This window comes from Sphingomonas ginsengisoli An et al. 2013 (assembly GCF_009363895.1).
In the GTDB taxonomy this organism is placed as follows: domain Bacteria; phylum Pseudomonadota; class Alphaproteobacteria; order Sphingomonadales; family Sphingomonadaceae; genus Sphingomicrobium; species Sphingomicrobium ginsengisoli.
Genome location: NZ_CP045434.1, coordinates 650,435 through 676,756 on the forward strand (window position 1 = coordinate 650,435; position 26,322 = coordinate 676,756).

The 26,322-nt window shown below is 65.7% G+C and carries 21 protein-coding genes and 1 tRNA gene; 9 read left to right on the plus strand and 13 right to left on the minus strand.

The features are described from left to right. Positions 1–13: 13 nt before the first annotated feature. The 5 genes from dusB to hflX all read left to right on the plus strand — a co-directional run bounded on the left by dusB (position 14) and on the right by hflX (position 6,536). Entirely contained in the window at positions 14–1,009 is a 996-nt protein-coding gene (gene dusB, locus GCU42_RS03145) for a tRNA dihydrouridine synthase DusB (RefSeq protein ID WP_114227879.1), read from the plus strand. 67 nt (positions 1,010–1,076) lie between these two features. Next, a complete protein-coding gene (locus tag GCU42_RS03150) occupies positions 1,077–3,338 on the plus strand; it encodes a sensor histidine kinase NtrY-like (RefSeq protein ID WP_114227878.1) in 2,262 nt (753 codons plus the stop codon). Between the two features lie 6 nt (positions 3,339–3,344). Then, positions 3,345–4,730 carry a nitrogen assimilation response regulator NtrX gene (ntrX, locus tag GCU42_RS03155; RefSeq protein ID WP_114227877.1) on the plus strand — a complete coding sequence of 462 codons (1,386 nt, stop codon included), beginning with the start codon at positions 3,345–3,347 and terminating at the stop codon, positions 4,728–4,730. A 13-nt stretch (positions 4,731–4,743) separates the two neighbouring features. After that, a complete protein-coding gene (gene hfq, locus GCU42_RS03160) occupies positions 4,744–5,235 on the plus strand; it encodes an RNA chaperone Hfq (RefSeq protein WP_114227876.1) in 492 nt (163 codons plus the stop codon). Continuing rightward, positions 5,232–6,536 carry a GTPase HflX gene (gene hflX, locus GCU42_RS03165; protein ID WP_114227875.1) on the plus strand — a complete coding sequence of 435 codons (1,305 nt, stop codon included), beginning with the start codon at positions 5,232–5,234 and terminating at the stop codon, positions 6,534–6,536. The genes hfq and hflX overlap by 4 nt, the downstream gene beginning before the upstream one ends. Here hflX and mazG read toward each other — a convergent pair. From mazG to GCU42_RS03215, 10 genes are all read right to left on the minus strand, one after another. Beyond that, a complete protein-coding gene (mazG, locus tag GCU42_RS03170) occupies positions 6,499–7,287 on the minus strand; it encodes a nucleoside triphosphate pyrophosphohydrolase (protein WP_114227874.1) in 789 nt (262 codons plus the stop codon). The two genes, hflX and mazG, sit on opposite strands and share 38 nt — an antisense overlap. Before the next feature lie 162 nt (positions 7,288–7,449). Continuing rightward, entirely contained in the window at positions 7,450–7,998 is a 549-nt protein-coding gene (locus GCU42_RS03175; RefSeq protein ID WP_162789222.1) for a retropepsin-like aspartic protease family protein, read from the minus strand. Between the two features lie 61 nt (positions 7,999–8,059). Continuing rightward, positions 8,060–8,653: a retropepsin-like aspartic protease family protein gene (locus tag GCU42_RS03180; RefSeq protein WP_114227872.1), complete on the minus strand. Its 594-nt coding sequence runs from the start codon at positions 8,651–8,653 to the stop codon at positions 8,060–8,062. Further along, the gene (locus GCU42_RS03185; protein WP_114227871.1) at positions 8,650–9,414 is read right to left on the minus strand and encodes an MBL fold metallo-hydrolase; all 765 of its coding nucleotides are present in this window, start codon (positions 9,412–9,414) and stop codon (positions 8,650–8,652) included. Before GCU42_RS03185 ends, GCU42_RS03180 begins: the two co-directional genes overlap by 4 nt. Beyond that, positions 9,411–10,181, minus strand: coding sequence for a TatD family hydrolase (locus GCU42_RS03190; RefSeq protein WP_114227870.1), 771 nt, complete (start codon positions 10,179–10,181; stop codon positions 9,411–9,413). Before GCU42_RS03190 ends, GCU42_RS03185 begins: the two co-directional genes overlap by 4 nt. Further along, the gene (gene metG, locus GCU42_RS03195; protein WP_114227869.1) at positions 10,178–11,677 is read right to left on the minus strand and encodes a methionine--tRNA ligase; all 1,500 of its coding nucleotides are present in this window, start codon (positions 11,675–11,677) and stop codon (positions 10,178–10,180) included. The genes GCU42_RS03190 and metG overlap by 4 nt, the downstream gene beginning before the upstream one ends. A gap of 11 nt (positions 11,678–11,688) precedes the next feature. After that, positions 11,689–12,639, minus strand: a complete 951-nt coding sequence (locus GCU42_RS03200) for a DNA polymerase III subunit delta' (protein WP_240309475.1) — start codon at positions 12,637–12,639, stop codon at positions 11,689–11,691. A gap of 23 nt (positions 12,640–12,662) precedes the next feature. Further along, positions 12,663–13,283, minus strand: coding sequence for a dTMP kinase (gene tmk, locus GCU42_RS03205; protein ID WP_114227867.1), 621 nt, complete (start codon positions 13,281–13,283; stop codon positions 12,663–12,665). Continuing rightward, positions 13,280–14,464 carry a D-alanyl-D-alanine carboxypeptidase family protein gene (locus tag GCU42_RS03210; RefSeq protein ID WP_114227866.1) on the minus strand — a complete coding sequence of 395 codons (1,185 nt, stop codon included), beginning with the start codon at positions 14,462–14,464 and terminating at the stop codon, positions 13,280–13,282. The genes tmk and GCU42_RS03210 overlap by 4 nt, the downstream gene beginning before the upstream one ends. An 89-nt stretch (positions 14,465–14,553) precedes the next feature. Beyond that, positions 14,554–15,669, minus strand: a complete 1,116-nt coding sequence (locus GCU42_RS03215; protein ID WP_114227865.1) for a lytic murein transglycosylase — start codon at positions 15,667–15,669, stop codon at positions 14,554–14,556. Between the two features lie 141 nt (positions 15,670–15,810). On the opposite strand from GCU42_RS03215, the gene GCU42_RS03220 reads away from it, so the two are divergent. From GCU42_RS03220 to GCU42_RS03230, 3 genes are all read left to right on the plus strand, one after another. Further along, positions 15,811–15,900 (plus strand) — tRNA-Ser (locus GCU42_RS03220). A gap of 507 nt (positions 15,901–16,407) precedes the next feature. Continuing rightward, complete coding sequence (locus GCU42_RS14955; protein WP_162789221.1) at positions 16,408–17,052, plus strand: class I SAM-dependent methyltransferase; 645 nt, start codon at positions 16,408–16,410, stop codon at positions 17,050–17,052. Between the two features lie 192 nt (positions 17,053–17,244). Continuing rightward, positions 17,245–17,862: a glycosyltransferase family 25 protein gene (locus GCU42_RS03230; protein ID WP_152569429.1), complete on the plus strand. Its 618-nt coding sequence runs from the start codon at positions 17,245–17,247 to the stop codon at positions 17,860–17,862. A 14-nt stretch (positions 17,863–17,876) separates the two neighbouring features. On the opposite strand, the gene GCU42_RS03235 is transcribed toward GCU42_RS03230, so the two are convergent. The 3 genes from GCU42_RS03235 to GCU42_RS03245 all read right to left on the minus strand — a co-directional run bounded on the left by GCU42_RS03235 (position 17,877) and on the right by GCU42_RS03245 (position 24,619). Next, positions 17,877–19,292, minus strand: a complete 1,416-nt coding sequence (locus GCU42_RS03235) for an HlyD family type I secretion periplasmic adaptor subunit (RefSeq protein WP_114227862.1) — start codon at positions 19,290–19,292, stop codon at positions 17,877–17,879. Continuing rightward, on the minus strand, positions 19,292–21,025 hold the full coding sequence (locus GCU42_RS03240) for a type I secretion system permease/ATPase (RefSeq protein ID WP_114227861.1): 1,734 nt from the start codon (positions 21,023–21,025) through the stop codon (positions 19,292–19,294). The genes GCU42_RS03235 and GCU42_RS03240 overlap by 1 nt, the downstream gene beginning before the upstream one ends. 213 nt (positions 21,026–21,238) lie before the next feature. Continuing rightward, entirely contained in the window at positions 21,239–24,619 is a 3,381-nt protein-coding gene (locus GCU42_RS03245) for an Ig-like domain-containing protein (RefSeq protein ID WP_168713093.1), read from the minus strand. A 485-nt stretch (positions 24,620–25,104) separates the two neighbouring features. Here GCU42_RS03245 and GCU42_RS03250 point away from each other — a divergent pair, with 485 nt between their 5' ends. Continuing rightward, complete coding sequence (locus GCU42_RS03250; protein WP_114228359.1) at positions 25,105–26,322, plus strand: acyl-CoA dehydrogenase; 1,218 nt, start codon at positions 25,105–25,107, stop codon at positions 26,320–26,322.

The window sequence follows — 26,322 nt, forward strand, 5'->3', positions numbered from 1 at the left end:
GGCGCCCCCTCCCATGGACAGCTTCAAGCCTATCTCGATCGGCCCGGTCCGGATCGACGCGCCCGTCATCCTCGCGCCGATGACCGGGGTCACTGACCTGCCGTTCCGCAAGGCGGTCAAGCGCTACGGCGCGGGGCTGACGGTCAGCGAGATGATCGCCAGCCAGGCGGCGATCCGCGAGACCCGGCAGAGTCTACAGAAGGCGCTGTGGGATCCGTCGGAAGAACCGGTCAGCCTCCAACTGGCCGGCTGCAGCCCGCGGGAGATGGCCGAGGCCGCAAAGCTCAACGAGCAGCGCGGCGCAGCGATCATCGACATCAACATGGGTTGCCCGGTCAAGAAAGTCGTCAACGGCGATGCCGGCTCGGCGCTGATGCGCGACTTGCCGCTTGCCGCCAGCATCATCGAAGCGACTGTGAAGGCGGTGTCGGTACCGGTGACGGTCAAGATGCGCATGGGCTGGTGCCACGACAGCTTAAACGCGCCCGAGCTGGCGCGCATCGCCGAGGATCTCGGCGCCAAGCTGATCACGGTCCACGGCCGCACCCGCAACCAGATGTACAAGGGCTCGGCCGACTGGCGCTTCGTCCGCTCGGTCAAGCAAGCGGTCAGCCTGCCGGTGATCGTCAATGGCGACATTTGCTCGGTTGCCGATGCGCGCGAGGCGCTCGCTCAGTCGGGCGCCGACGGGGTGATGGTCGGGCGCGGCGCCTACGGCCGCCCCTGGCTGCTCGGCCAGGTGATGGCGGATCTCGCCGGCGGCACCCGGCCCGATCCCTCGATGGACGAGCAACTCGCGCTCATTCTCGAGCAATATGACGCCATGCAGTCGCTCTATGGCGGGCAGACGGGGGTCAATCTCGCCCGCAAGCACATCGGCTGGTACACCAAGGGGCTGACCGGCTCGGCCGAGTTCCGCAATCGCGTCAACACACAGGACGATCCGGCGGTAGTCGTCGCCATGCTGCGCGAATTTTACGCACCCTGGCTCAGCCGCGCGGCGGCCTGAAAAAAGTTAACGCCACCCGCAACAACTGTGTTCTTTATGCAACGGGGCCGTGCTAGGCCCGCCGGCAATGGACGCTCGGACCAGCGCGAATAACAGGAATCAGCCGCCGAGCCTGCGCCGGTGGCTGGCCAAGGAGCGCGCCAACGGCCGCTTCTATCGCGTCGCCGAGCTGGTGGCAGCGCTGGTGCTGGTGAGCATGCTGGCGCTCAGCTTCACCCTGCTGCGCGGGGGTAATCAGGAAAATACCCTCTCGCCTGAAGTCGCGGCGCTGCTGCTCGTCGCCAACCTCATTCCGGCGATCGTCCTGATGGTCCTGTTCAGCCGCCGCGTGGCGCTGCGGCGGGCGGAAGCGGGCGGACTGGGGACGGGGCTGCTCCACACGCGCCTGGTGGCACTTTTCTCGGTCATCGCCGCGACCCCGACCGTGCTGGTCGCGATCTTCGCCTCAGTGCTGTTCCAGTCGGGGATGGAATTCTGGTTCTCCGACCGAGCGCGGACAGTGCTCCAGCAGGCCGAGCGCACCGCGTCGATCTATGACAACGAGCACCGCAATCGTCTCCGCGACGACCTGGCGGCGATGGGCCTCGACATGGTCCGCGCGATCAACCAGTTCGGCGCCAGCAGCGAGAACTACAAGACGGTCTTCATCTATCAGATCGCGGCCCGCCAGTTGCGGGAATCGGCGATCCTTACCGCCGTCGGCAACCAGTGGAACACCCAGGCGGTCATCAATTACGACGACCGCCCCATCCAGCAGCGTTTCTCGCCGGCCGAGGTGAAGAACCTCAAGGCCGGGCAGGTCGCGATCAAGATCGCGACGCCCGACCGGGTCGAGGGGATGATCCGGCTCGATCCCGATCTTCCAGTCTATCTTTACGGCGCGCGCGAGATCAACGCAGCGGCGGTCCAAGCCTTGGGCGAAGCGCGCTCGGCGGCGAGCGGCTACAAGGCGACGCTTGAACGGGCGCGCAGCCTGCAGTTGCGATTCAATGCCGCGCTTCTGCTGGGATCGCTGGTGATTGTCGGCCTGTCGATCCTCGGCGCGCTCAAGCTGGCCGACCGATTGGTTCGGCCGGTGGGCGCGCTGGTCGATGCCGCCGGGCGAGTGGAAGAGGGCGATTTTTCGACCCGGGTGCCGATCCAAAAGAGTGATGATGAGATCGGCGTGCTTGCCGCGGCCTTCAACCGGATGACCGGGCGGCTCGAGGAGCAAACCGAGACGCTCAAGACAGCCAACACCCAGCTCGACACCCGCCGTGCCTTCATCGAGGCGGTGCTGGGCAGCGTCACCGCCGGTGTGATCGCGCTCGACCAGCAGCGCAACGTGCTGCTGCTCAACCGCTCCGCCGGCACCTTGCTCGAGCATGGCGGAGAGGCCGCCGAGGGGAAGGGATTGTCACACCTGTCGAGCGAGCTCGACGAGTTCCTCAATGGCGAGCAGCGCGAAGCCGACGTTCTGGTCCGCTCCGACCACGGCCAGCGGACGCTGGCGGTAAAGCGGGTACGTTACTCGGACGGCACCGTCCTGACCTTCGACGATATCACCGACCAGCTGGCCGACCAACGCCGCGCAGCCTGGTCGGACATCGCCCGTCGCATTGCGCATGAGATCAAGAATCCGCTGACGCCAATTCAGCTTGCCGCCGAGCGGCTCCAGCGGCGCTACGGCAAGGAAGTTCAGACCGAGCCCGAGACTTTCGGGCGGCTGACCGAGACGATCATTCGCCAGGTCGGCGACCTTCGCCGGATGGTCGACGAATTCAGCAACTTCGCGCGGATGCCCAAGCCGGTATTCCGCGAAGAGAACGTCCACGACGTCGCGCGCACCGCGCTGTTCCTGCACGAAGTCGCCCACCCTGGCGTCAGCTTCGCGCTCGAGCCGCCGGCGGGCGACATCCGCATGATTTGCGACCGCCGGCAGCTCAGCCAGGCGCTGACCAACGTGGTCAAGAATGCGGTCGAAGCGATCGAGGCGCGCCGCATCCGCGGTGAACACAGCCTTGCCGGCGACCGCGTCAAGCTGACGATCTGCGACAGCGAGGCTCAGCTCGTCATTGACGTGACCGACACCGGCATCGGCCTGCCCGAGGACCGCGAGCGTTTGACCGAACCCTATATGACGACGCGCGTCCGCGGCACCGGCCTCGGGCTCGCCATCGTCAAGAAAATCGTCGAGGAGCATGGCGGCGAGATCGCCTTCCTCGACCGTGCCGGCGGCGGTACCCACGTCCGCATCGCCTTCGATAAGCAAAAGCTGAAGCTGCTCGCCGAAGCCGCGGAAGCCGCCGAGGCCGCCGAACCCGGCACCATCGCCAACGAGGAGAGCTGATCGCTTATGGCGCTCGAAGTATTGGTCGTCGACGACGAGGCAGACATCCGCGAACTGGTGGCCGGCGTGCTGGAGGACGAAGGCTATGCCGTGCGTTCGGCCGCCAACAGCACCGAAGCGCTCGACCTCATCGAGGAGCGGCGGCCCAGCTTGGCGCTGCTCGACGTCTGGCTGCAGGGTTCGCGGCTCGACGGGCTGCAGTTGCTCGAAGAGATCAAGCGCCGCGATCCCAGCCTGCCGGTGCTGATGATCTCGGGCCACGGTAATCTCGACACGGCGGTGGCCGCGATCCGCGAGGGCGCGATCGACTTCATCGAGAAGCCGTTCGAGGCCAATCGCCTGCTCCACCTCGTCGGCCGCGCGACCGAGACCGACCGGTTGCGGAAGGAAGTGGCCACCCTGCGCGAGCGTGCCGGCCATGATGAGCAACTCAACGGCGCGTCGGTCGCGATTAACACCGTCCGCGCGACCCTGAAGCGCGTTGCCCCGACCGGAAGCCGGGTGATGATCACCGGCCCCGCCGGGGTCGGTAAAGAAATCGCCGCGCGGACCATCCACATCTGGAGCACCCGCGCCGGAGCTCCCTTCATCGTCGTTTCGGCAGCGATGATGGAGCCCGAGCGGATGGAAGAGGAATTGTTCGGCAGCGAGCATGACGGGATCGCCCGCCCGGGCCTGCTCGAGCAGGCGCACGGCGGCACTTTGTTCCTCGACGAAATCGCCGACATGCCGATCACCACCCAGGGCAAGGTCCTCCGGGTGCTAACCGACCAGAGCTTCACCCGCATCGGCGGCTCGCGCCCGGTCAAGGTCGACGTCCGGGTGCTCTCGTCAACTGCGCGCAATCTTCAGGAAGAGATTGCCAATAGCCGCTTCCGCGAGGATCTCTTCTACCGCCTCAACGTCGTGCCGGTACGCATTCCGCCGCTGCGCGAGCGGCGCGAGGATATCGCCGAGATTGCCAACCACTTCCTCGCTCGTTTCGCCAGCGAGCGGCGGGTCGCGGTGCCGAGCCTGTCCGAAGAGGCGCTGGCAGCGCTGCAGGCGCATGACTGGCCAGGTAACGTCCGCCAGTTGCGCAATATCATCGAGCGGACCGTGATCCTTGCGCCGACCGAGCGGCTAGGGCGAATCGACGTCGACATGCTGCCAGCCGAAGTGCTCGACACCGGCGGCGCTGGCGGGCTCAACAACACCACCCTGTCGATCATGGGCTCACCGCTCCGCGAGGCCCGAGAGAGCTTCGAGCGCGAATATCTCCGGGTTCAGATCCGCCGCTTCTCGGGCAACATCTCGCGGACCGCTTCGTTCATCGGAATGGAGCGTTCGGCGCTTCACCGGAAGCTCAAGGCTCTTGGGCTGGGCGACAAGAACCAGCCTAGCGAGGAATAGAAAGATCACAAGTTTGGCCGATAAGCCGCTCAGTTTACAGGACCATTTCCTCAACAGCCTGCGCCGCTCCAAGACCCCGGTGACCATTTTTTTGGTCAAAGGGGTGAAGCTGCAGGGCGTTATCACCTGGTTCGATGCGTTTTCGCTGCTGCTTCGCCGCGACGGGGTGAGCCAGCTCATCTACAAGCATGCGATGTCGACCATCCTGCCGGCGGAGACCCCGGACGACATCGACCTCGACCTGTTCCAGGGCGCGCAGAACGCCGGCAAGGCAACGCTGCAGGATCGCTTCCTCGCCGCCGCCATCCGTGCCGGCGAGACGATGACGGTGTTTTTGATCAACGGCGTGATGCTGCAGGGCGAGGTCCTGGCCTTCAACCGCTTCTCGATGCTGCTCGGTCGCGGCGGGCAGGTGCAACTCGTCTACAAGCATGCGGTCTCGACCATCCAGCCGCATAAGTCGCTGTCGCTCGGCGATGCCGACGAGGATGGAGCCGCCAAGTGAGCGAGTTCAGTCTCGCGCGCGAAGAAGGCATCGGTCGCGGCGAACGCGCGCTGGTGGTTCTGCCCGACCGCCACGAGGGTGTGTCGGCCAGCGCTAGGTCGGTCGACGCCAAGCTCGACGAGGCGCAGGGCCTTGCCGCAGCCATCGGCATCGACGTGGTCGGGCGACGCGCGTTCCGCATCCGCCAGCCGCGCCCCGCCACCTTGTTCGGCAAGGGTCAGGTCGAGAAAATCGGCGCGCTGGTCGAGGAGCATGCTGCGAAGCTGCTGGTGGTCGACGCCGCGCTGTCACCGGTCCAGCAGAAGCAACTCGAAGACCAGACCAAGGCCAAGGTCATCGACCGCACCGGCCTCATTCTCGAAATCTTCGGCGAGCGTGCCGCGACCGCCGAGGGTCGGCTGCAGGTCGAGCTCGCCCACCTCGATTATCAGGCGGGCCGGCTGGTCCGCAGCTGGACCCACCTCGAGCGCCAGCGCGGCGGCTTCGGCTTCCTCGGCGGCCCGGGCGAAACCCAGATCGAGGCCGACCGCCGGCTGATCCGCGACCGGATGGCCAAGATCCGCCGGGAGCTCGAGCAGGTCCGCCGCACGCGCGGTCTTCATCGCGACCGCCGCCAGCGCGCACCTTGGCCGGTGGTCGCGCTGGTCGGCTACACCAATGCCGGCAAATCGACGCTGTTCAACCGCCTGACTCGCGCCGAGGTGTTTGCCGAGGATTTGCTGTTCGCGACCCTTGACCCGACCATGCGCGAGATCCGGCTGCCAGGTTTCGATAAGGCGATCCTGTCGGATACGGTCGGCTTCGTCTCGAACCTGCCGACCGAGCTCATTGCCGCCTTTCGCGCGACGCTCGAGGAAGTGAACTCGGCCGACGTCATCCTCCACGTGCGCGACATCGTCCACCCCGACAGCGACGCGCAAAAGGCGGACGTCGAGGCCGTGCTCGTCTCGCTCGGACTTGAGGAAGGGCAGGGGCCACCGCGGCTCGAGGTGTGGAATAAGGTCGACTTGCTAGAACCGGCTGACCGCGAGGCGGTGAAAGCGGAGGCGGCACGGCGCGATGATGTCGTGCCGATCTCGGCGGTCACCGGCGACGGTGTCGAAACTCTTCGCGAGCAAGTCGGGAAGCTGCTTGGGAAAGGTAACGTCCTCCACCAGCTCAAATTGCCCGCGGGCGAGGGCGGGCGGCTGGCCTGGCTGCACAGCCATGGCGAGGTGCTCGACCAGCGGCTGGACGGCGAGACGATCCGTCTAGCGGTGCGGCTCAGTCCGGAAAACTGGACTCGCTTTCAGTCGCTTTGACCGCGCGCCACAAGCTTTCCTTGGCGTCGAGATCAAGGTTGGCGAAGTCCGGCGCCGTCTCGATCGCACGAAAGCGTCTTTCAAACTTGGAATTCGCTTTGCGAAGAGCCAGTTCGGGTTCGATATTGAGTTTTCGTGCCAGGTTAACGACCGCAAAGAGGAGATCACCAAGCTCTTCTTCGCGCTGATCTTCGGCCGCCTCGGCGAGTTCGTCGAGTTCCTCGATCACCTTGACGCGCGGGCCTTCGCTATCGGGCCAGTCGAACCCGGTCCGCGCGGCACGCTTCTGCAATTTAGCCGCGCGTTCGAGCGCCGGCAGCGCCAATGCCACGCCGCCCAGGGCGCTCTGGTCGGTCGAACCGGCGCGTTCTTCGGCCTTGATCTGCTCCCACAGGTGATGACCGCCGTGCGTGGCGTCGCCGAAGATGTGCGGATGGCGCCGCTCGAGCTTGTCGGAGATCCCGTCCAGTACTTCCGCCAAGGTGAAATGCCCGGCCTCGACTGCCATCTGCGCGTGAAAGATCACCTGCAGCGCAAGGTCGCCGAGTTCGCCCTTGAGGTCGTCGATGTCGCCGCGCTCGATCGCATCAGCGACCTCATAGGCTTCCTCGATCGTGTAGGGCGCAATGGTGGCGAAGGTCTGGACGCTGTCCCATTCGCACCCGTGCACCGGATCGCGCAGCCGCGCCATGATATCGACAAGTCGCTGCAGCGCGGCCGACGCGTCAGGTTGTACAGGTTCGTTCGTCATGTCTTGGGGACTAAGTTGACGGGCGTGGCTGGCGCAAGCCTTGGGTCCGGCGTCTGCAGTCGAGAAGCACCGGGGCGAGTGGGCCGCATCTGCCTTCGCGACGCTTCAGCATAAGTATGATAATATGCATTATGTAAGTTAAAGATGGCTGAACTGACGTTTTCACGCCTCCAGAATCAACCAGCGCCCCTCGACCCCCCACCGCTGCAACGACGACAGCCAGTTCATCCCAAGCACGTTGATGTCGTCGTTACCGGCGACGAACACAGTCATGTCGCGCCGTTCGACGCCTTCGAGGGCGATCGTGTCAGCGCGCGCGCGGCCGACGCGGATCACGCCGTTGCCGGTGCGGACCAGTTGCCCGCGCCCCTCGAGCGCCCGCAGTCTCGTCTCGGCGGCGGTAGCCGCGCCAACAGTGGTCATTGTCGCGCCGCTGTCGATGAGGAATTTGACCGGCACGCCATTGACCTCGGCCTCGACCCAGAAATGTCCGTCGAGCGCCATCGGAATGCGCAGAGTCTGGCCGATCTGAACCGGCTCGCCGGTTGCTTCGGACCGCAGCCTTTGCGCAACATAGCCGAGATCGTCGCGAAAGCTGAATACCACAAACCCGGCGGTGAAGATCGTCGCCCATGCCACCATCATGGTGAGTGTGCTGCCGACCCGGCTCCGGCGGCTGATCAGACTGCCCGCGAGCAGCATGATGGCCATGAGGATATAGAGGCTGCCGAGATGAAGGTCGTTCATAAGGCGTCTGAAGTGGGGCGCTGGGTCAGGGGATCAAGACGAGCGTGCGCCCGTCCGAACGCCAGCCGCGAAGCGATCCCAGGAAATTCATCCCGAGGACGTTGAGCCCTTCCTGCGGAGCGATCAACACCGGAAAGTCGCTGCGGACGATCGGTCCGACCTGCAGGGAATTGGCTTCGCTGTGCTTCATCACCACCGAGCCGTTGGCGGTATCGACCTGCTCGACCCGGAGGCCGGTCTCGAGCTTGGCTTCGTCCGCAATCGACTGTTCGACAGTGGTGGTCGTCGCGCCGCTGTCGATCAGGAAATCGACGGGCACGCCGTTGACCATGCCCCGGATCCAGAAATGGCCGTCGTCGCGCACGGGGATGCGTAGCTCGCCGCCCGCGACCTCCCCCTGGCTGGCGCCGCCGGTGATTGCCGCCGTCATGCGGGTGCCAAGAACCTTCCACTCGTCCTTGAAGGCGACGATGGCGATGCCGAGCGCGAAGATACCGACCCAGGCAAGCGCCATCTTGGCGGTGTCCTTGAGCGGCAAGCGTCGCGCCGCAAGCGAACTGCCCACCACGACCAGGAACAAGACCAGATAAAGTGCCTGCGGAATCTTGTCGTCGTTCACCAGCCCAATTCCATTCCGTCGACCGCGGGCACCGCCCAGTCGGGCAGCTCACAGGCAAGCTGCTGCACATCCATGCTGTTGTCCATGTGGCTCAGCACCAACTGTCCGACCCCGAGCTCACGCGCCCAGCCGAGCACCGCGTCGAGATGGGCGTGGGTAGGGTGCGGGCGGCGGCGCAGGACGTCGGCCACCCAGATGTCGACTCCGGCGTAGAGCGACGTCATTTCCTCGGTCATGGCGTGGAAGTCGATCGCATAGACGATGCTGCGTCCGCCTTCGTCGAAGCGCATCCCAAGCGAAGTGATGTTGCCGTGAGGCTGGTCGCAGAATAGGACCCGTACTTCGCCGAGCTGCCATGCCGCGGTGATCGGTTCAAGCCGCGCCACCGCCGGGTAAAGCGCGCTGCCATGGAACAGGTAACCGAACCTTTCGTCGATCCGGGCGATTAACTCGGGCCGGCCATAGACCGCGACCTGGTCGCCGCGATTGTGGGCGATCTGGCGGATATCGTCGATGCCGTGGAGGTGGTCGGCATGATCGTGGGTCACGATGACGCGGTCGACCTCCCCCACCCCCGCGGCGTTGAGCTGCTCGCGCAGGTCGGGGCCGCAGTCGATGAGGATGCGCTCGCCGCCGGCCTCGACAAGCGCGGCCGCGCGCATCCGGCGGTTGCGCGCGTCGAGCGGATCGCAACTGCCCCAGTCATTCCCGAGCCGCGGCACGCCCGACGACGTCCCGCAGCCGAGGATCCGCAACTTCATCGCGCCGCCTTCGCGAAGAGGCGGAAGAAATTGGCGCTGGTCTGCTCGGCCAGAACCTTCGGACTGACGTCACGCAGGCCGGCGACGAACGCCGCGGTGTCGGCGACATAGGCCGGCTCGCAGGTCTTCCCGCGATGCGGCACCGGCGCCAGAAAGGGCGAGTCTGTCTCGACCAGCAGCATGTCGTCTGGAACGACTTTGGCGGTCTCCTGCAGGTCGCGCGCGTTCTTGAAGGTGACGATGCCCGACAGGCTGATCGACCAGCCGAGCGCAAGCCCCTGCTCGGCCAGCCACCGCGATCCCGTGAAGCAGTGGAGCACGCCGGTGACGTCAGGCGCGCTCTTGAGCAGGTCGACCGTATCCTCCTCGGCGTCGCGGGTGTGGACGATGACCGGCAGACCGGTGCGGCGCGAGGCTTCGAGGTGGGCGGCGAACCGCTCCTTCTGCGCGCCGCGGTCGGACTTGTCGTAGTGATAGTCGAGCCCGCACTCGCCGATCGCGATCACCTTCGGATGGTCGGCGGCCGCGACGAGCGCGTCGGCGCCGAGGTCGGGATGCTGGTCGGCCTCGTGCGGGTGGACCCCGATCGAGGCCCAGACATCGGCGTGGCGCCCGGTCGCGGCGATGACGTCAGTCCATTCACGCTGGCGGGTCGAGATGTTTAGGAAACCGCGCACGCCGCGCGCCCGAGCGCGGTCGAGCACCGCCGCTTCCTCTTCGACCAGGCCGGGGTAGTTGAGGTGGCAGTGGCTGTCGATCAGGCTCACGCCGCGGCCTCGTCGAGCTCCAAGCGGGGGAACAGCGGCTGCGGCGCGGCGATCCGTCCCGCGGCCCGCCCCTCCTCGATATAGGCCTGCAATCGCGCCGCGGATGACGGGATCACCGGCGCCACCGCCCTAGTCAGCTGCTCGACCGCCGCCGCCAGGGTGCCAAGCACCGCGGCCATCCGCTCGGGGTCGGTCTTCCTGAGTGCCCACGGCGCCTGCGCATCGACATAAGCGTTGCAGGCGAAGACCGCGCCCATCCACGCGTCGAGCCCGGTCGAAAAGCTCAGTCGCCCGAAGTCGGCGGTGAGCGTCTCTCCGGCAACCCGAACCTGATCGAGCAAAGTGACGTCATTTTGAGCGTCGCCAGCCGGCGGCACGAGCCCGTCCAGATTCTTGACGATCATCGAGAAGGTCCGCTGCGCCAGGTTGCCGAAGCTGTTGGCGAGCTCGGCATTGCATCGGGTGACGATCGCTTCCTCGGAATAGCTGCCATCCTGCCCGAAGCTGATCTCACGCATCAGGAAATAGCGCAGTGCATCGGTCCCGAAGCGCCGCGCGAGCGCGAGCGGGTCGACGACATTGCCCGCGCTCTTGGACATCTTCTCGCCGCGCAGGAGGACGTGGCCGTGACCGAACACGTGCCTGGGCAGCGGCAGTTCGGCGCTCATCAGGAAGGCCGGCCAATAGACCGCGTGGAAGCGGACCACGTCCTTGCCGATCAGGTGGAGGTCGGCGGGCCAGTGACTGTCCCACCTGGCACCGCCGTCAGGATAGCCGACCCCGGTGATGTAGTTGGTCAGCGCGTCGAGCCAGACGTACATGACGTGTCCCGGGCTGTCGGGCACGGGTACGCCCCAGTCGAAGCTGGTCCGGCTGACCGAGAGATCCTGCAGCCCACCTTCTACGAAGCGCAACACTTCGTTGCGGCGGCTCTCGGGCAGGATGAAGTCTGGCTGCTCGGCGAACAGTTTGAGCAGGCGCTCCTGATAGGCCGAGAGGCGGAAGAACCAGCTCTCCTCGACGGTCCACTCGACCGGCGTGCCCTGGGGGGACAGCTTCTCGCCCCCCTCTCCGGCCTGCAGCTCGGCCTCTTCATAAAAGGCTTCGTCGCGGACCGAGTACCAGCCTTCGTAGCGGCCGAGGTAGAGATCGCCTTTGGCCGCCATCGCCCGCCAAATCGCCTGGCTCGCGGCATAGTGCGCCGGCTCGGTGGTGCGAATGTAGCGATCGTAAGAAATATCAAGAAGATCGTCCATCTCCTTGAAAACGGAGACCATTCGGTCGGCCATTTCGATCGGTTCGATGCCTTCGGCGCGGGCCGCCTGCGCCATCTTGAGGCCGTGCTCATCGGTCCCGGTCTGGAAGAACACGTCGCGCCCCTGGGCGCGCTGGAAGCGGGCGATGACGTCGGCCGCGATCGCTTCGTAGGCGTGGCCGATGTGGGGCCGACCGTTGGGATAATTGATCGCGGTGGTGATGTAATAAGGCTCGGACATTGCCTGCCGCCCTACCCGCCCTGTCCCCCGGCGGCAACGGAGGCGAGGATGGTCCCGAGCTGGAACACGGTCGCTTGCGGGTCGAGCGAGTGGCGAGGCGCGAAGCTGGCGAGATCGCGCACCTGCGCATAGGCATCGAGCGTCCGCTGACGGCGCGCGCCTTCCGCGGCGCGGGCGTGGTCGGCGACCAGACCGGGCAGCAACTCCAGATAGGCCGCGTAGCGCGGCGCGGCGGCTTTGCCGCTGAGCGAGCGGGCGAGCTTGGACCGGCGTTCGTTGGCGGGATCGCCTTCGCGCAGGATCGCCTCGGTCTCCTGGCGCAGGCTGGCGAGGTCGAGCTCGGCGATGCTGACCGCTCGCCCGACACTACCGCCGGCGAGCGGGATCAGCTTCGCCTGTTCGGCGGGACTGAGGTCGGGAAGCGCCTCGGCCAGCGCTGCCGTCATGGCGTCATCGTCCAATGGTGCGAAGGTCAGCAGCCGGCAGCGCGAGCGGATCGTCGGCAGCAACCGTCCGGGCGCGTGGCTGACGAGGAAGAAGATGCTTCGCCCGGGCGGCTCCTCGAGCATCTTGAGCAACGCGTTGGCGCCGCCGCCTTCGAGCTCGTCGACGCTGTCGATCACCACGGCCCGCCAGTCGGACAGCGCCGGCTGCAGCGCGAACAAGTCTCCCAGCTTGCGTACCTGGTCGATGGTGATGCTGCGGCGAAGGTCGCCCTTGTCGTTGAGGGTCCGCTCGAGCCGACGAAAGTCGGGGTGACTCTCCGCTTCGAGCAGGTGGGCGATCGGGTGGTCAGCTGAGGTGCAGATCCCCGGGAGGGTCACCCGCGGCCCGGCGGCGTCGGCCAGCACGCGCTCGGCCGCCAGCGTCGCAAAGCGGTTCTTGCCAACCCCGCGCGGCCCGGCAAGCAGCCAAGCGTGGTGCATCGCGCCGCTGTCGAGCGCGGCCCGGAAAGCGGTCACCGCGCGGTCCTGGCCGTAGAGCGTCACAGGAGGTCGGCGAGCTCGGCGAGCAGCCGCGCCGTCACCGCTTCGGGCGAACCGCTGGCATCGACCAGGCGCACCCGCTCGGGTTCGGCCGACGCGATCTGCTCGAAGGCGTCGGCGACCGCCTGATGATAGGCCGCGTCGCGTCCGCCGATGCGATCGCTGGCCTCACCGTCGCGCGCCCGCGCTCGCTCCTGCCCCTCAGGCAGCACCAGGACGAGTGTCCGGTCGGGCAGGAAGTCCTCGCTGCCGAAGCGATGAAGCTCGCGGACCTGCTCGATCCCGAGGCCCCCTGCCCCTCCCTGATAAGCTAGGCTCGAATCGAGGAAGCGGTCGGACAAGACCCAGCGGCCCGCGGCCAGCGCGGGACGGATGGTCTGCGCGATATGGTCGGCGCGTGCGGCGGCAAACAGCAGCGCCTCGGCCCGCATCGTCCAGCGATCGGCGCTCCCGCCGAGGAGCAGCAAGCGGATCGCCTCGGCTCCGGCGCTGCCACCCGGCTCGCGGGTGGTGAGCACGTCCTTGCCAGCGGCGGCCAAGGCGTCAGCCAGCGCCTTCAATTGGGTCGACTTGCCGACGCCTTCGCCACCTTCGAGGGAAATGAAACGCGCTTGGCTCAAGCCATCCCCAGCAGTTGCTTGAGACCGGCCCAGAAGCGGCCGAAGAAACCGGCTTCCCCGACGTCCTCGCCGGCGACCAGCGGGGTCTGCTGGACCGTGCCGTCGGGCATGGTGACGACCAGCTGCGCAATCTGCTGGCCCTTGGCGATCGGCGCCTGGAGCGGGCCGTCGTAACGGATTTTGAGCTTGGGGTCGCCGACCGTCAGTCCGGCCGGATAAGTGATCGCGATCGGCTTGGGCGCGACCAACGACACCGTGCCCGCGCTGCCGAGCTGGACCTGCGCGTCGCCGACCTTGGCCGCGTTGGCGAACAGCGGCTTGGTCTGCCACGCGCCGAAGCCCCACTCCATCAGCCGCCGCGATTCGACGATCCGCGAATTATAGGTCTCGAGCCCGGCGAGCACTTCGATCAGGCGGCGGCCGTTCTGCTCGGCCGAGCCGGTGAAGCCGTAGCCGGCTTCCTCGGTATGCCCGGTCTTGAGCCCGTCTGCGCCGGGCACCGCGCCGAGGATCGGGTTGCGATTGTCCTGCTTAATGTCCGCGCCCGAGCCGAGCGTCTTGCCCCAAGTGAAGCTCGGCTGCCCATAGAATTGCTTGTAGAGCTTGGGGTGTCGCTCGATCGAGGCCCGGGCGAGCGTCGCCAGGTCGCGCGCGGTGACATAAGTTACCCCATTGTCGGGCCAGCCGTTGGCGGTGCCGAAGTGGCTGTTCCTGAGGCCCAGCTTCGCCGCCAGCGTATTCATCTGCATCGTGAAGGCCTGCTCGGTGCCGGCGATGCACTCGGACAATACTACCGACGCATCGTTGCCAGACAGGGTGACGATGCCGTGGAGAAGATTCTCGACGCTGACCTGCTCGTTCGGGCTGAGGAACATGGTCGAGCCGGCCTGAGGGCCATGCCATTTCGCCCAGGTCTCCGGCCGCACGGTGCAGATCTTGCTGAGCGGCAGCTTGCCCTGGTCGATCAGCTCGAAGGCGACCTCGGTGGTCATCATCTTCGCCATCGATGCCGGCGGCATCCGCTGATCGGCGTTCTTGTTGAGGAGTTCCGCGCCCGACGACAGGTCGATTAGATAGGCGACCCGCGCCGGCGTATCGAACGGCGGCGCCGCCGCGACGCTGGCGGTCGAACTCAGCGAAAGGCCGAGGGCGGAAGCGGCAAGCAGCAGGGATCGCATCATCGGAATCAACACAAGCTCCAAAGGAGAGACGGGATTAGCGCGAGCGAGCGTATCGGGCGAGTGCCGCCAGGGCGCCGGGCGTGAAAAATCTACCGCGCGATCGCGTCGCCGAGCAGTCCGACCGACAGCGCGTAGAAATTCGAGCAGTTGTAATCGAGGATCGCGCGATAGTTGACCGTCGCGAGATAGGCGGTCGCGCCGGGCCCGTCGGGCTCGATCAGCGTCGCCTGCTCGCTCTCCGGTAGACTGCGACCGGTCGGCACGACGCCGAGCGCGCGCCACTCACGCATGCTGAGCCAGCGACTGTGCCGCGCGTAGACCTGAGGACAGCGCGGCGCGACCAGGGTTGAGCGGACTGCGGCCCGGTTGAACCCGGCTGGGACCCGCACCGGTACGCCCCAATGCACGTTCGGCTTCCAGCCCGCATCGCGCAGGTAAGCGGCGATCGACGCCAGCGCGTCGAGTTCGCTGTTCCAGATGTCGGCGGTGCCGTTGCCATCGCCATCGGTGCGCAAGCGGAGCACGACCGACGGCATGAATTGCGGATAGCCCGTCGCTCCCGCCCAGCTGCCCTTGAGGCGGCTGCGCGGCACTCCCTGGTCAAGCAAGCGCAGCGCGGCGACGAACTCGTCCTCGAAGAAGCTGCGCCGCCGTCCTTCGTAGGCGAGCGAGGCGAGTACCTGCGGCAAATCGAACCCGCCGGTCACCCGGCCATAGCTCGTCTCATGCCCATAGATCGCTAGCGCAATCTGCGGCTCCACCCCGAAGCGCTGCTCGATCGCGCGCAGATATAAATAATTGGCCGAATAGCGCGCCTGACCGCGGGCGATGAGGTCGGCGGTGATATGCTTGGCGCGATAGGGCGCGAAGGGCGGCACCGCATTGGGATTGTTGACCTGCCCCGGCTGGGCGCGGTCGAGCTCGAACACCCGCGCGTTGAGCGTCAAATAGGGCACCACATTCTGGATCGTGGCCTCGCGGATGCCAGCGGCGCGTGCCTTGGCGGCGAGCCGCTCGCGATAGGCTGCGAAGCCGGTCAGCGGCTGGGAGGTGGGCGCGGCAGGCGTCGAAGCGCCGTAATGGATCGTGACGGGCGTCGGCGCGGTGACTGGCGCCGAGCGCGGGACGTCGGGCAGCGGCGACAGCGGATCGCGCTGCGCGTTGGCCGGCGCCAGCGCCAGCACGCCCAGACATATCGCCCCCATCGTCACCTTAGGCCCCACGCGCGATGCACCCTCCCAGTTCATAGGGGACCAACGCCAATGCCCCCTGCCCTGTTCACCACCGCCTTGCACGATGACACAAAAGGAGACTAGGCCGCCCACGCTGAACCGAGCCTGGCGCGGGGATGGGTGGCCGAGTGGTTTAAGGCAGCGGTCTTGAAAACCGCCGTGGGTGCAAGCTCACCGTGGGTTCGAATCCCACCCCATCCGCCAGTGGCAGTAGACTTGGTTTTCATCAGGTATCGGTTGCACCGCGTCAGCTCGCAGCTAAGCTGTCAATGGCTTAGGCCTGAGTTCAACCGTCACATGGCTGCCCGCGTGCTCTCAGCAGAACAGATGCTAGCGGATGGTGAGACACTCCGAGGGACACCTTGGCCATTTGACGAGCTCGAAGCGGTAGACGCCTGCCCGGCCTGCGCCAGCCGGTCTCGCGCGCCGCTCTATGAAGATTTGTGGGATGCAAGCTACTTGGCAGCTCCCGGGCAATGGTCACTATGGCAATGCAGGGGTTGCCGTTCGGCATACCTCGACCCGCGGCCTTCATCGACCTCGCTAGGGCGGGCTTACGCGGGCTATTATACGCACTCGCAATCGTCGGAGGCGCCCACACCAGTAGGGCTAGGCGCAGCGGTCAAGCGAGCGCTTGCCAATGGCTATCGAAACTGGCGTTTCGGTGGAAGACGTCAGCCGGCCACCCCTTTAGGGAGCCTGATTGGCAGTTTGTTTCCGCGACTGCGCGAACATATCGACTACACCTTCCGCTATTTGCCCCGACCCGGTCCCAAGGCGCGCTTGCTTGATGTGGGTTGCGGCAATGGTCAGTGGTTGGAACAAGCGCGTTCGTCAGGCTGGCATGTCAGTGGTGTCGATTTCGATCAGTTCGCTGTAGTCCGCGCCCGAGCGGCCGGTCTGGACGTGCGGCTTGGTTCGATCGAAGCATGGGCTGACGCGGACGAAGTGTTCGACGCCGTTACCATGAGCCACGTGATTGAACATGTCCCAGACCCTGGCCAATTAGTCCGCGCCGCGTTCGATTTGTTGCAGCCCGGTGGCACGCTCTATATCGACACGCCCAATATCGACGCCCCAACCCACGCGCGGTTCGGGCGGCTGTGGCGCGGTCTCGAGGCACCCCGTCACTTCATCATCCTTTCCGAACAGGCATTGCTGGGGCTGATCGAGGCTGCCGGCTTCGAGCGAGTAAAGCGCCATCGCGCGCCTGGAGCGACTGAGTTCTTGATAGCGGCGAGCGAGGCCATGCAACGCCGCGACGGCAGCAGCCGCACATCCGCGCCAACGCAGCAAAGCGAAGCGGACCTATCTCCCGAATTCCTCACGATTACCTGCCGACGTCCACCGCGCTAATAGTTCCTCTTTGGCGACGGCGACGGTTGAGCCTGGCCGCGGCCACAACTAGAGAGTTGGTGAAGCGCGCTTAGGCTTGCCTATCGAGATGGGCGTCACAACCAGCGCAGTCTGGAGCTCGTCTTGCTTCTGTCAGGTTACGACCGCGTTCGCATCATCAACCTCGCCGACCGCAGCGATCGGCGAAACGAGATGATCGGCGAGTTGAGCCGCATCGGTCTGTGGGGTCGACCGAACGTCAGTTTTAGCGACGCCACCCGTACTGCCGGGGCTGCGCCGTGGCGAAGCATTGGGGAGCATGGCTGCTACCTCAGTCACCTCCGGGTGCTTAGCGAAGCTGCGGAAGCCGAAGAGAGCGTGCTGTTGCTCGAGGACGATTGCGATTTCACTCGCGCCGCGACGAGCCAGCAGCCGGACGTCGACGTGTTGTGGGGCGGTTACACCCTCCGCGAAAAGCACATCGAAGGCGCACATTGCGTCGGTTTTTCGGCCCGCGCCGCGCAACGGTTAGTGCCCTATCTCACGGACTGGCTCGACCACCCTTCGCCACCGCCTGTCGATGGTGCCTACATCCTGTTCCTGCGCGACAATCCCGACTTATCGGTCCACGCCTGCTCGCCGATGCTGGCTGTGCAGCGCCCTTCCGATTCCGACATCGCCGGCGCTTTCGCCAGCGGTGGGAATCCCGCGTTGCTTCCGGCGATCCGCGTGGCCCGGGCTGGCAAGCGTTTCCTCAAACGCCGACTCAACATCCAGGGCCAGGGACAGGCCGCCTTCGAAGCCCTTGTCGAACGGCTGCGCGACGCCTGAGCCGGAACCTACCCCTAATGCTCCCGCCCGAACCGGCGGAACGAGGCGGTCAGGGGGTCAAGCAGATAGGCCAGCGCGGTGCGCTTGCGGACGGGAATCTCGACCGTTACCGGCATGCCCGCGCGGAGCTGGAAGTCGCGGCCGCGGACTTCCTTGAGGATGTCGAGCTGCGACTGGGGCACGATCACCGTCGCGGTGAAGTAGGTCTCGCCGGTCTTCTCGTCGGTGAAGCTGTCGGCCGAAACCCGCGTGACCTTGCCCTCGAGCGGCTGCAGCGCCCGCTCGTGAAGGAAATCGAACCGGACGTAAGCGGTCTGGCCCGGCTGGAGGTCCTCGCCGTCGCTTGGCGCGATCCGCGCCTCGATCGTCATCGGCTGTCGATCAGGCACCACGTCCATCACGCGCTGTCCGGCCGCGATCACGCCGCCGGGGGTGAACACCTGGAGCCCGACGACGCTGCCGTCGACCGGGCTGCGAATCTCGGTGCGGGCAAGCTGGTCGCGCGCGGCGGTCAGCTTGGGCAGCACTTCGCTCAGGCTCGCCTCGACGTCGCGCAATTCGCTCGCACTGCGCTCATTGTAGGTGCTCGAGGCCTCCATCGATTGCAAACGGCTTTCGCTCGCCTGGTCGCGGGTCTGTGCCGCGGTCGCCAAATATTGCGCCCGCTGGCCCTGCAGTTCGGCGCGACTCCGCTCGAGCTGGCGGATCCGGCTCTGCGAGACGAAGCCCTTGGCGGCGACGTCGGCGAGCGAATTGAGCTCGTCGGTTACCGACTTGATCTGTTGGTCGAGCGCTGCGACCTGGCTCGAATAGCCTTGGCCCATACTGGTTGAGCCCGAGGTGCGCGTACTCAGCGCCCCGCGCTGCGCCCGCAGCACCTGCATGCGCGAATTGAGCTGGACTTGCTGAATGCGTAGCGCCTGCGCCGCGGCAGCGCGCTCTTCAGGCGTCGGCAACGAGGCGAATTCGACCGGCGTTTCGATCGAGCCGCTGCCGAGCTGCTCGGCACGCAGCCGCGCCCGCTGCGCCAGCAGAGTGATTGCCTGGCCGCTCAAGGCGCGTTCCTGCGCCTCAACGTCGGCGGCGGCGAGCTTGATCAGCACCTGACCTTTGCTCACTCGCTGGCCTTCGTGGACCAGTAGCTGGCCGACCACGCCGCCGTCGCGATGCTGAACCGTCTGGCGCTGGCCAGAGACGACCAGCTTGCCGCCGGCCATGACAGCGGCATCGAGCGGCGCCAGCGCGGCCCAGCCAAGAAACAGGACGAAGAAGATGATCGCGACGATCGCGCCGAGGCGGATGTCGTGCGACGGCTCGTCCTCGGTCAGCTCGGCGGGCTGGTTGACCCGCGCCAAGATCGAAGCGAACGGCCCGGGGGCCGCGGGCAGGTTGCGGTCGCCGTCGTCGGCGTTGGCTTCGGTCGTCAGCATCAGGAAGCCGCTCCCTTCTGTTGGGCCGCGATCGGCTGCCGCGGGGGCGCGATCTTGGCCAGCACCTCGTCGCGCGGACCGTAGGCCGCAAGCCGGCCCGCCTGGATCACCATCAGCCGGTCGACGATCGGCAACATACTCATCCGGTGCGCCACCAGGATCACCGTGGTGCCGTTGTTCTTGGCCAGCTCAAGGCAGCGGGCGAGTTCATGGTCACCTTCGGCGTCGAGGTTGGAATTTGGTTCGTCGAGGATCAGCACCGCCGGCCCGCGGAACAGCGCGCGCGCCAAGGCGACCCGCTGACTTTGCCCGGCCGACAGCCCCTGCCCGCCCAGCCCGAGCATCGTGTCATAGCCGCCGGGCAGTCGCTGGATGAGGTCATGCGCGCCGGCCGCGGTGGCGGCGGCGATGACGTCGGTGTCGATCAGCCCGCGATCCTCGCCGAGCCGATTGCGGAAGCGGGCGATATTCTCCTTGATCGTCCCGCTGAATAGCGCGGCTTCCTGCGGCATGAAGCCGACATGCTCGGCCAGGCGCTCGGGATCCCAATTGCGCTGATCGGCGCCGTCGAAGCGGATCACGCCATGCTCGGTCGAGACCGCGCCGGCGAGCGCCCGCACCAGCGTCGACTTGCCCGCCCCACTCGGTCCGACGATCGCGACGACTTCGCCAGCGGGTATCTCGAAGCTGATGTTGTTGAGAATGGGTTCGCGGGTCGGTGAGAAGACGTGGAGCTGCTCGACCTCGAGCCGGCCGGCCGGACGCGGCAGCTGGGTGTGCGCGAACTCGGGCGGGGTCTCGTCGAGCAGGCGGTTGAGCGTTCGCCAGGCGCCGCGCGCCGACAGGATGGTGCGCCAGTTGCCGACCAGCTGGTCGATCGGCGATAGCGCACGGCCGACAATCAGCGAGCCGGCGAAGATCGCGCCCGGGCTGATCTTGCCGTCGATCGCGAGCAGTGCGCCGATCCCGAGCGCGAGCGACTGGAGCAACTGGCGGAAGGTCTTGGAAGCAGTGGTCACCCCGCTCGCGGCCATGCTGGCGTCGGTCTGCAGCCGCATCATGGTCGAGCGCTGCGACAGGTGGCTGGCCACCATCGCCTCGCGCATCCCGAGCGCGCGGACGACGTCGGCCGAGCCGACAATCGTCTCGAAATCGGCATAGGCCCGGCCGGCGGCCTCATTGGCGCGCTGCAGGCGGTCGCGGGTTACCTGCTCGTTGAGCCAGGCGAGCGCGATCACGATCGCTGCTCCGACCAGCGCCAGCACGCCCAGCCACGGGCTGAGCAGGAAGGCCACGAACACATAGACCGGCATCCATGGGGCATCGAGCACGGCGATGATCGCCGGGCCGGTCAGCGCCTGGCGCAACGTGTCGAATTCCCGCACCGCTTGGCGCGATAGACGCTGCCCGCCTGGATCGGAGCGTGCCAGCGTCGCGTCGAAGATCGCCCCCGACAGCAGCCGGTCGAGCCGCACCCCCGCGCGCACCAGCAGCCGCGAGCGGATCACGTCCAGCGACGACAGCGTCAGCAAAGCAAACAGCAGCATCAGGGTCAGCAGCAGCAGGGTGGCCCCGCCGCGGGTCGGCACCACCCGCTCGTAGACCTGCAGCATGTAGATCATGGGCACGAGGTAGAGCAGGTTGGCGAGCGCGCTGAAGAACAGCGCATAGCCGAAGTGACGCTTGCACGCCTTGAGCGCGCGGCCGATCGCCTCATTCATCTCGATCTTCATCGAGTTCCACTCCCCGCCCACTCACGGCATCGGCCACCGCTCAACGGGCCGAATCCGCGCCCTGCTAGAGACTTTCGCCCGGCAAAAAAAGAAAAGTTTTCAGTTTGATGCCGGCTGTCGGCGAGCCGTCGCTCGCAACCGATGAATGGCTTCGCGGGCAGCTATTCGGAGGAGTGTCGCAGCGGTCACCGGACACTCCTCCGAAAAGACAGATCAATAAGCCAACCAGTGATGGCCGATCGGACTGTGCCCACTGCCGATAAGGTCGATTCCCGCGGTCGTGACACTCTGGTGGAGCATCGAGCCCGCATCGACATCGGTCACCGCGGTAACCGTCAGCGGATCACTGTACTTGAGCGACACCACCGGCTCGCTGATCGTGGTCGTCGAAACGAGATGGTCGGCCGAGACCAGCGTGGTCCCAATCAGCGAGCTGGTGTCGAACAGCTGGCTGGCAGCCAGGGCCAGCTTGCTGACATGGCCGGTGTCCCCGCCGGCGATCGTGCTGTCGGCCGCCGTGGTCACCGTATAGCTGCTCATCACCGCGGCCTTGACCCCCTTCTGGGTCGAGATCGTCAGATAGAAGCCGGCGGAAGTCACGCTGTGCTGTCCTGCCGAATCCTCGACCTGGCTGGTGTAGACATGGGCGCCCTTGCCGACCCCCTTATCGGCGAAGCTCCAGTCGGTCCCCGTCACGCTGGCCGCGCCGATGCGCACCCCGTCACGATAGATGACCAGCTGCTCACCGGTGCTGAGCGACGAGGAAAGCGTGCCCTTGAGCAACGGCGAGGTATCGTCGGTTGTTGCGCCGGTCAGCAGATTGCCCTTCATCGAGCCGAAGTCGTCGACTGCCAACTTGATCAGAGACACCTCGGTCGGCGCCACGCTCTTGACCTGCAGCGCGAAGGCGGTGGCCGCCGCACCCTGGTTGCCGGCGGCATCCTCGACCCGCGCAACATAGCTGTGCTGGCCGTCGGCGACGTTGCTGTCGGCGTAGGACCAGCCGCTGCCCGATACCGTTGCAGCGCCGAGGCGGACGCCGTCGCGGTAAACGATCAGCTGCTCGTCCGAGCCCAGCGCCGCAGAAACGGTTCCCCGGATCAGCGGCGAATGGTCGTCAGTCGTGGCGCCGCTGGCGAGGGTGCCGGTGACTGAGCCAAAATCGTCTACGGCCGACGAGACCGAGACATTCTGGGTCGGCGCGGTGGCGTCGACGCGCAGGTTGAACGCCGGTGAGAACACTCCGTTGAGACCGCTCGTCGATTCCACCCGCACGGTGTAATTATGGCTTCCGTCGCTCGCCCCCGGATCGGTGATCGACCAGCCGGATCCGCTGATGGCGGCCACGCCAATCTTCACCCCGTCACGATAAACCGCCAGCGACTGGTCGCTGGACAGGGCCGCCGACAAAATGCCGTGGAGCACCGGAGTCTTGTCGTTGGTCAGCGCCCCGGTCGCCAAGGTAACGTTGTGCGCGTCGTCGGTGGCATTGACGATCGACGCCTGCGTGGTGGGCGTCGTGTTGCTCGGAGCGGTCACCGCTGGCTGGGTGCCCGACGAGCCGTTGATATCGAGGTAGGCGTAACCCGACCCACCGAAGCCGATGTAGACCCGACCGAACTGGTCCATGTCGCCCGACACTAGCTTGACGCCGTCAAGGCTGCCCATCGGGTGGTCGCCGATCTGAGTCCAGCTGTTGCCGTCGTCGCTCGAATACCAGATGCCGTATTTGCCGCTAACGGTGCCGACAACAAAGACAGTGGCTGGCCCTCCCGGCGTCGCCGCCGCGCCATAGCCGAACGTCGTCGCCGAGACGTTGGCGACTTGCTGCCAAGTCGCACCACCGTCCTTCGAATGCATCAGGGGCAACATGCCCGGCTGAACAGTGCCGTCGCTTCCCTGCGGCCCTGACGTGAAGAACAGTTCACCGGCCGATCCCGGGACTGCTTCCATCTTGGCATTCCAGTAGGACCAGTCCTCAACCTGCCCGCTGAACACCTTGGTCCAGCTCGCGCCACCGTCCGACGACTTATAGACACCGCTGTTGGTGTCGTAGAAATAGAAGGTGTTCGGCAAGACGCGATCGGCCGTGATCACCGTGCGGCTCAGGTAGTAAGACGGAAAGACCTTGCTCCAGTCGGAAATCCCCGGAACGCTGATGTTGGTCCAGGTCTTGCCGCCATCAAGGGTGTAAGCCGGCGGCTGATTGCCCGCCGCTACCCAGATGAAGTTGGTGGTCGAGGCCGCAGCGATGCTGCCACCCACCGTGTCTTTTGCCCAAGTCGGAAGACCTTCGAACTTCTGCCAAGTTTTTCCGCCATCCGCCGAGAAGCCGGAATTCTCCACCCCAAACCAGTCCGAGATGCCGACCATGAAGGAGGGTGTGCTCGAGGCGTAATCGATCGACCAACCGGCCGAAAAGTCGCCGCCGCTATAGGTCGTCGGATACGCGTCAGGGTTCGTCACATCGAAGAACGCGCGATCCCACGAGGCGAATACCGGATCGCCACCGGCACCGGCGATGATCTCGTTAGCGACCAGTTGCTCAATCCCCATGCTATGGGAATGCCAGGCTACGCTGTCGCTCCACGTCATGGAGTGATCGGGCAGTGTGGTGGACCAGACGCCGACGCCAGCCGATTGCCAGAGCTGGCCCGGCACTTTCGGGTCGAAAACGATTGCGCCGGACGACATGTAGTTGCCGCTCTGATCGAGCCATTTGACGTCGTTGGTGGCGTCGAGCGAAGAATTCCAGATCCATCCGCTCCAGGTCGCGCCCCCGTCCCTGCTGTCCTGGATGCTGCCGCCCGGCGTGGTGACCACAATGTGATTCTGATCGAACGGGTCGATGGCCACGGCGTGGACACTGCCGCTGATCAGCTTGGTCCAAGTGCCATGGGAGAATTTCCAGAGCGACTGATCGGAATTGCCGGTCGCATAATAGTCGCCGCTGGCGGTGATCGCCGCCGTGGCGATGTCAGTCGGGCCACCGATCGCCTTCCAGGTGGTGCCGTTGTCGGTGCTTGCGTAAACCCCGCTCCCAGCAGTGCCGACATAAACAGTCGAGCCTTGGATGGTGATCCCGGTCAGCCCGGTATCGCCGGTGTTCGTGCCCTGTGGAACCGCCGAAATCTTCTGCCAGGTCGAACCGCCGTCGCGCGTAACCCACAGGCCGTCATGCTGGGTACCCGCATAGACGATATTGGGATTGGTCGGATCGATGGCCATCTTCTGGCCATTCATCCGGTTGTCCTGATTGGGCAGGTCGGTGATGACTGGGAAGGTGGTCTTGACCCAGTTCTGACCCTTGTCGACGCTTTTGTAGATGCCGTCACCCATCTCCATGTAGAAGATGTTCGAATTGCTTGCCGAGACCCTCAATTCGTACACGCCAGCCGAATAGAAGGTGCCTGCGGGCATACTGGCAACAGTGACGATCTGGGTCCAGGCCGTGCCATTCCACAGGTAGGCGCCATAAGTGTCGGTACGCCCGACCATCGTCCCGTCCGGAGCAATGTCGATGCTGGTGATCCACCCACCCGCACCGATATTCACCGGCTTCCAGGCAGCATCCATTGCGGAAATCGTACCCATTAAAATCTCCACCCTCCCCGACGGAGTTGCGGCGCGACTGGCCGCGGTTTGACATCGGGCTCGAAGGTGGAAGTGCGGCCGAAAGGGTTAAGATTCGCCTTTGCCGCGAATAACCTCTCGGTAACTTCTCATGTCTGTGATTGAGTCATTCACCCGGCGCAGGAAGCCCCGAGAGAGCCGCCCCCGACCCTCGCCCCGAAACGGCGCTAAACCGCGGGCTCGTCAGGACCAGTGCGGACCTAATTAGTTATCGGTGAGCTCCCGCGAACCATCGGCGAAACGAGTGCAGTGCAGCATTAAAGTGGTTCGGTATTTAACCGCCACCTAATCGCGCAAGTCGTTGGCTTGATCTACATCAAGTCCTGCATTCCTGTGCGCTCTAAGTCATCGCGTTTCGACTCGAACCGCAATGCCTTCGCCACCGGGAATCCGGTGCCGTGCTGGCGGGGGTGGCGCCGTCACCGTAGCGGGACTAAATGGGCGCCATGCTGAAGCCCGTCGACCCCGCCCTCGCCCACGAGCCCACCCTGCTGCCGTTCGATTGGCAGGATCCGTTCGCCCTCGAAGAGCAATTGACCGACGAGGAGCGGCTGGTTCGGGACAGCGCCGCCGCGTTCGCGGCCGAGAAATTGCGCCCGCGCGTGACCGACGCGTTTCTCAACGAGACATTCGATCGCTCGCTGCTGAGCGAGATGGGCGAGATGGGCCTGCTCGGGCCGACCATCCCGACCGAATATGGCGGCGCCGGGCTCGGCTACGTTGCCTACGGCCTCATCGCCCGCGAGATCGAGCGGGTCGACAGCGGCTATCGCTCGGTGATGAGCGTCCAGAGCTCGCTCGTCATGTATCCGATCTTCGCCTACGGCTCGGAAGCGCAGCGGCAGAAGTATCTCCCCGGCCTTGCCAGCGGGGCGCTGGTCGGCTGCTTTGGCCTGACCGAACCCGACGCCGGCTCCGACCCCGGCGGGATGCGCACCCGCGCTGAAAAGATCGACGGGGGCTACCGCCTGTCGGGCGCCAAGATGTGGATCTCCAACGCCCCAGTCGCCGATGTTTTCGTCATCTGGGCCAAGTCCGACGCCCACGGCGGCAAGATCCGCGGCTTCGTCCTCGAAAAGGGCATGGCCGGCCTGTCCGCCCCGACCGTCAAGCAGAAGCTGTCCCTGCGTGCCTCGATCACCGGTGAGGTGGTGATGGATGGCGTCGAGGTCGGTGAGGACGCACTGCTCCCCAACGTCGAGGGCCTAAAGGGGCCATTCGGCTGCCTCAACCGCGCGCGCTACGGCATTGGTTGGGGCAGTATGGGGGCGGCCGAGGCCTGCTTCCACGCCGCGCGGCAATACACGCTCGATCGCCACCAATTCGGCCGCCCACTCGCCGCCACCCAGCTCGTCCAACTCAAACTCGCCAACATGGTGACCGAGATCACGCTCGGCCTCCAGGCCGCGCTGCGGGTCGGCCGGCGCCTCGAAGCCGGCGAGCTCATCCCCGAGACGATCAGTCTCATCAAGCGCAACAACGTCGGCAAGGCGCTCGACATCGCCCGGGTCGCTCGCGACATGCACGGGGGCAACGGAATCAGCGCCGAATTCCACGTCATGCGGCACTCGATGAACCTCGAGACGGTCAACACTTACGAGGGCACCCACGACGTCCACGCGCTCATTCTTGGCCGCGCTATTACAGGGCTGAGCGCGTTTTAG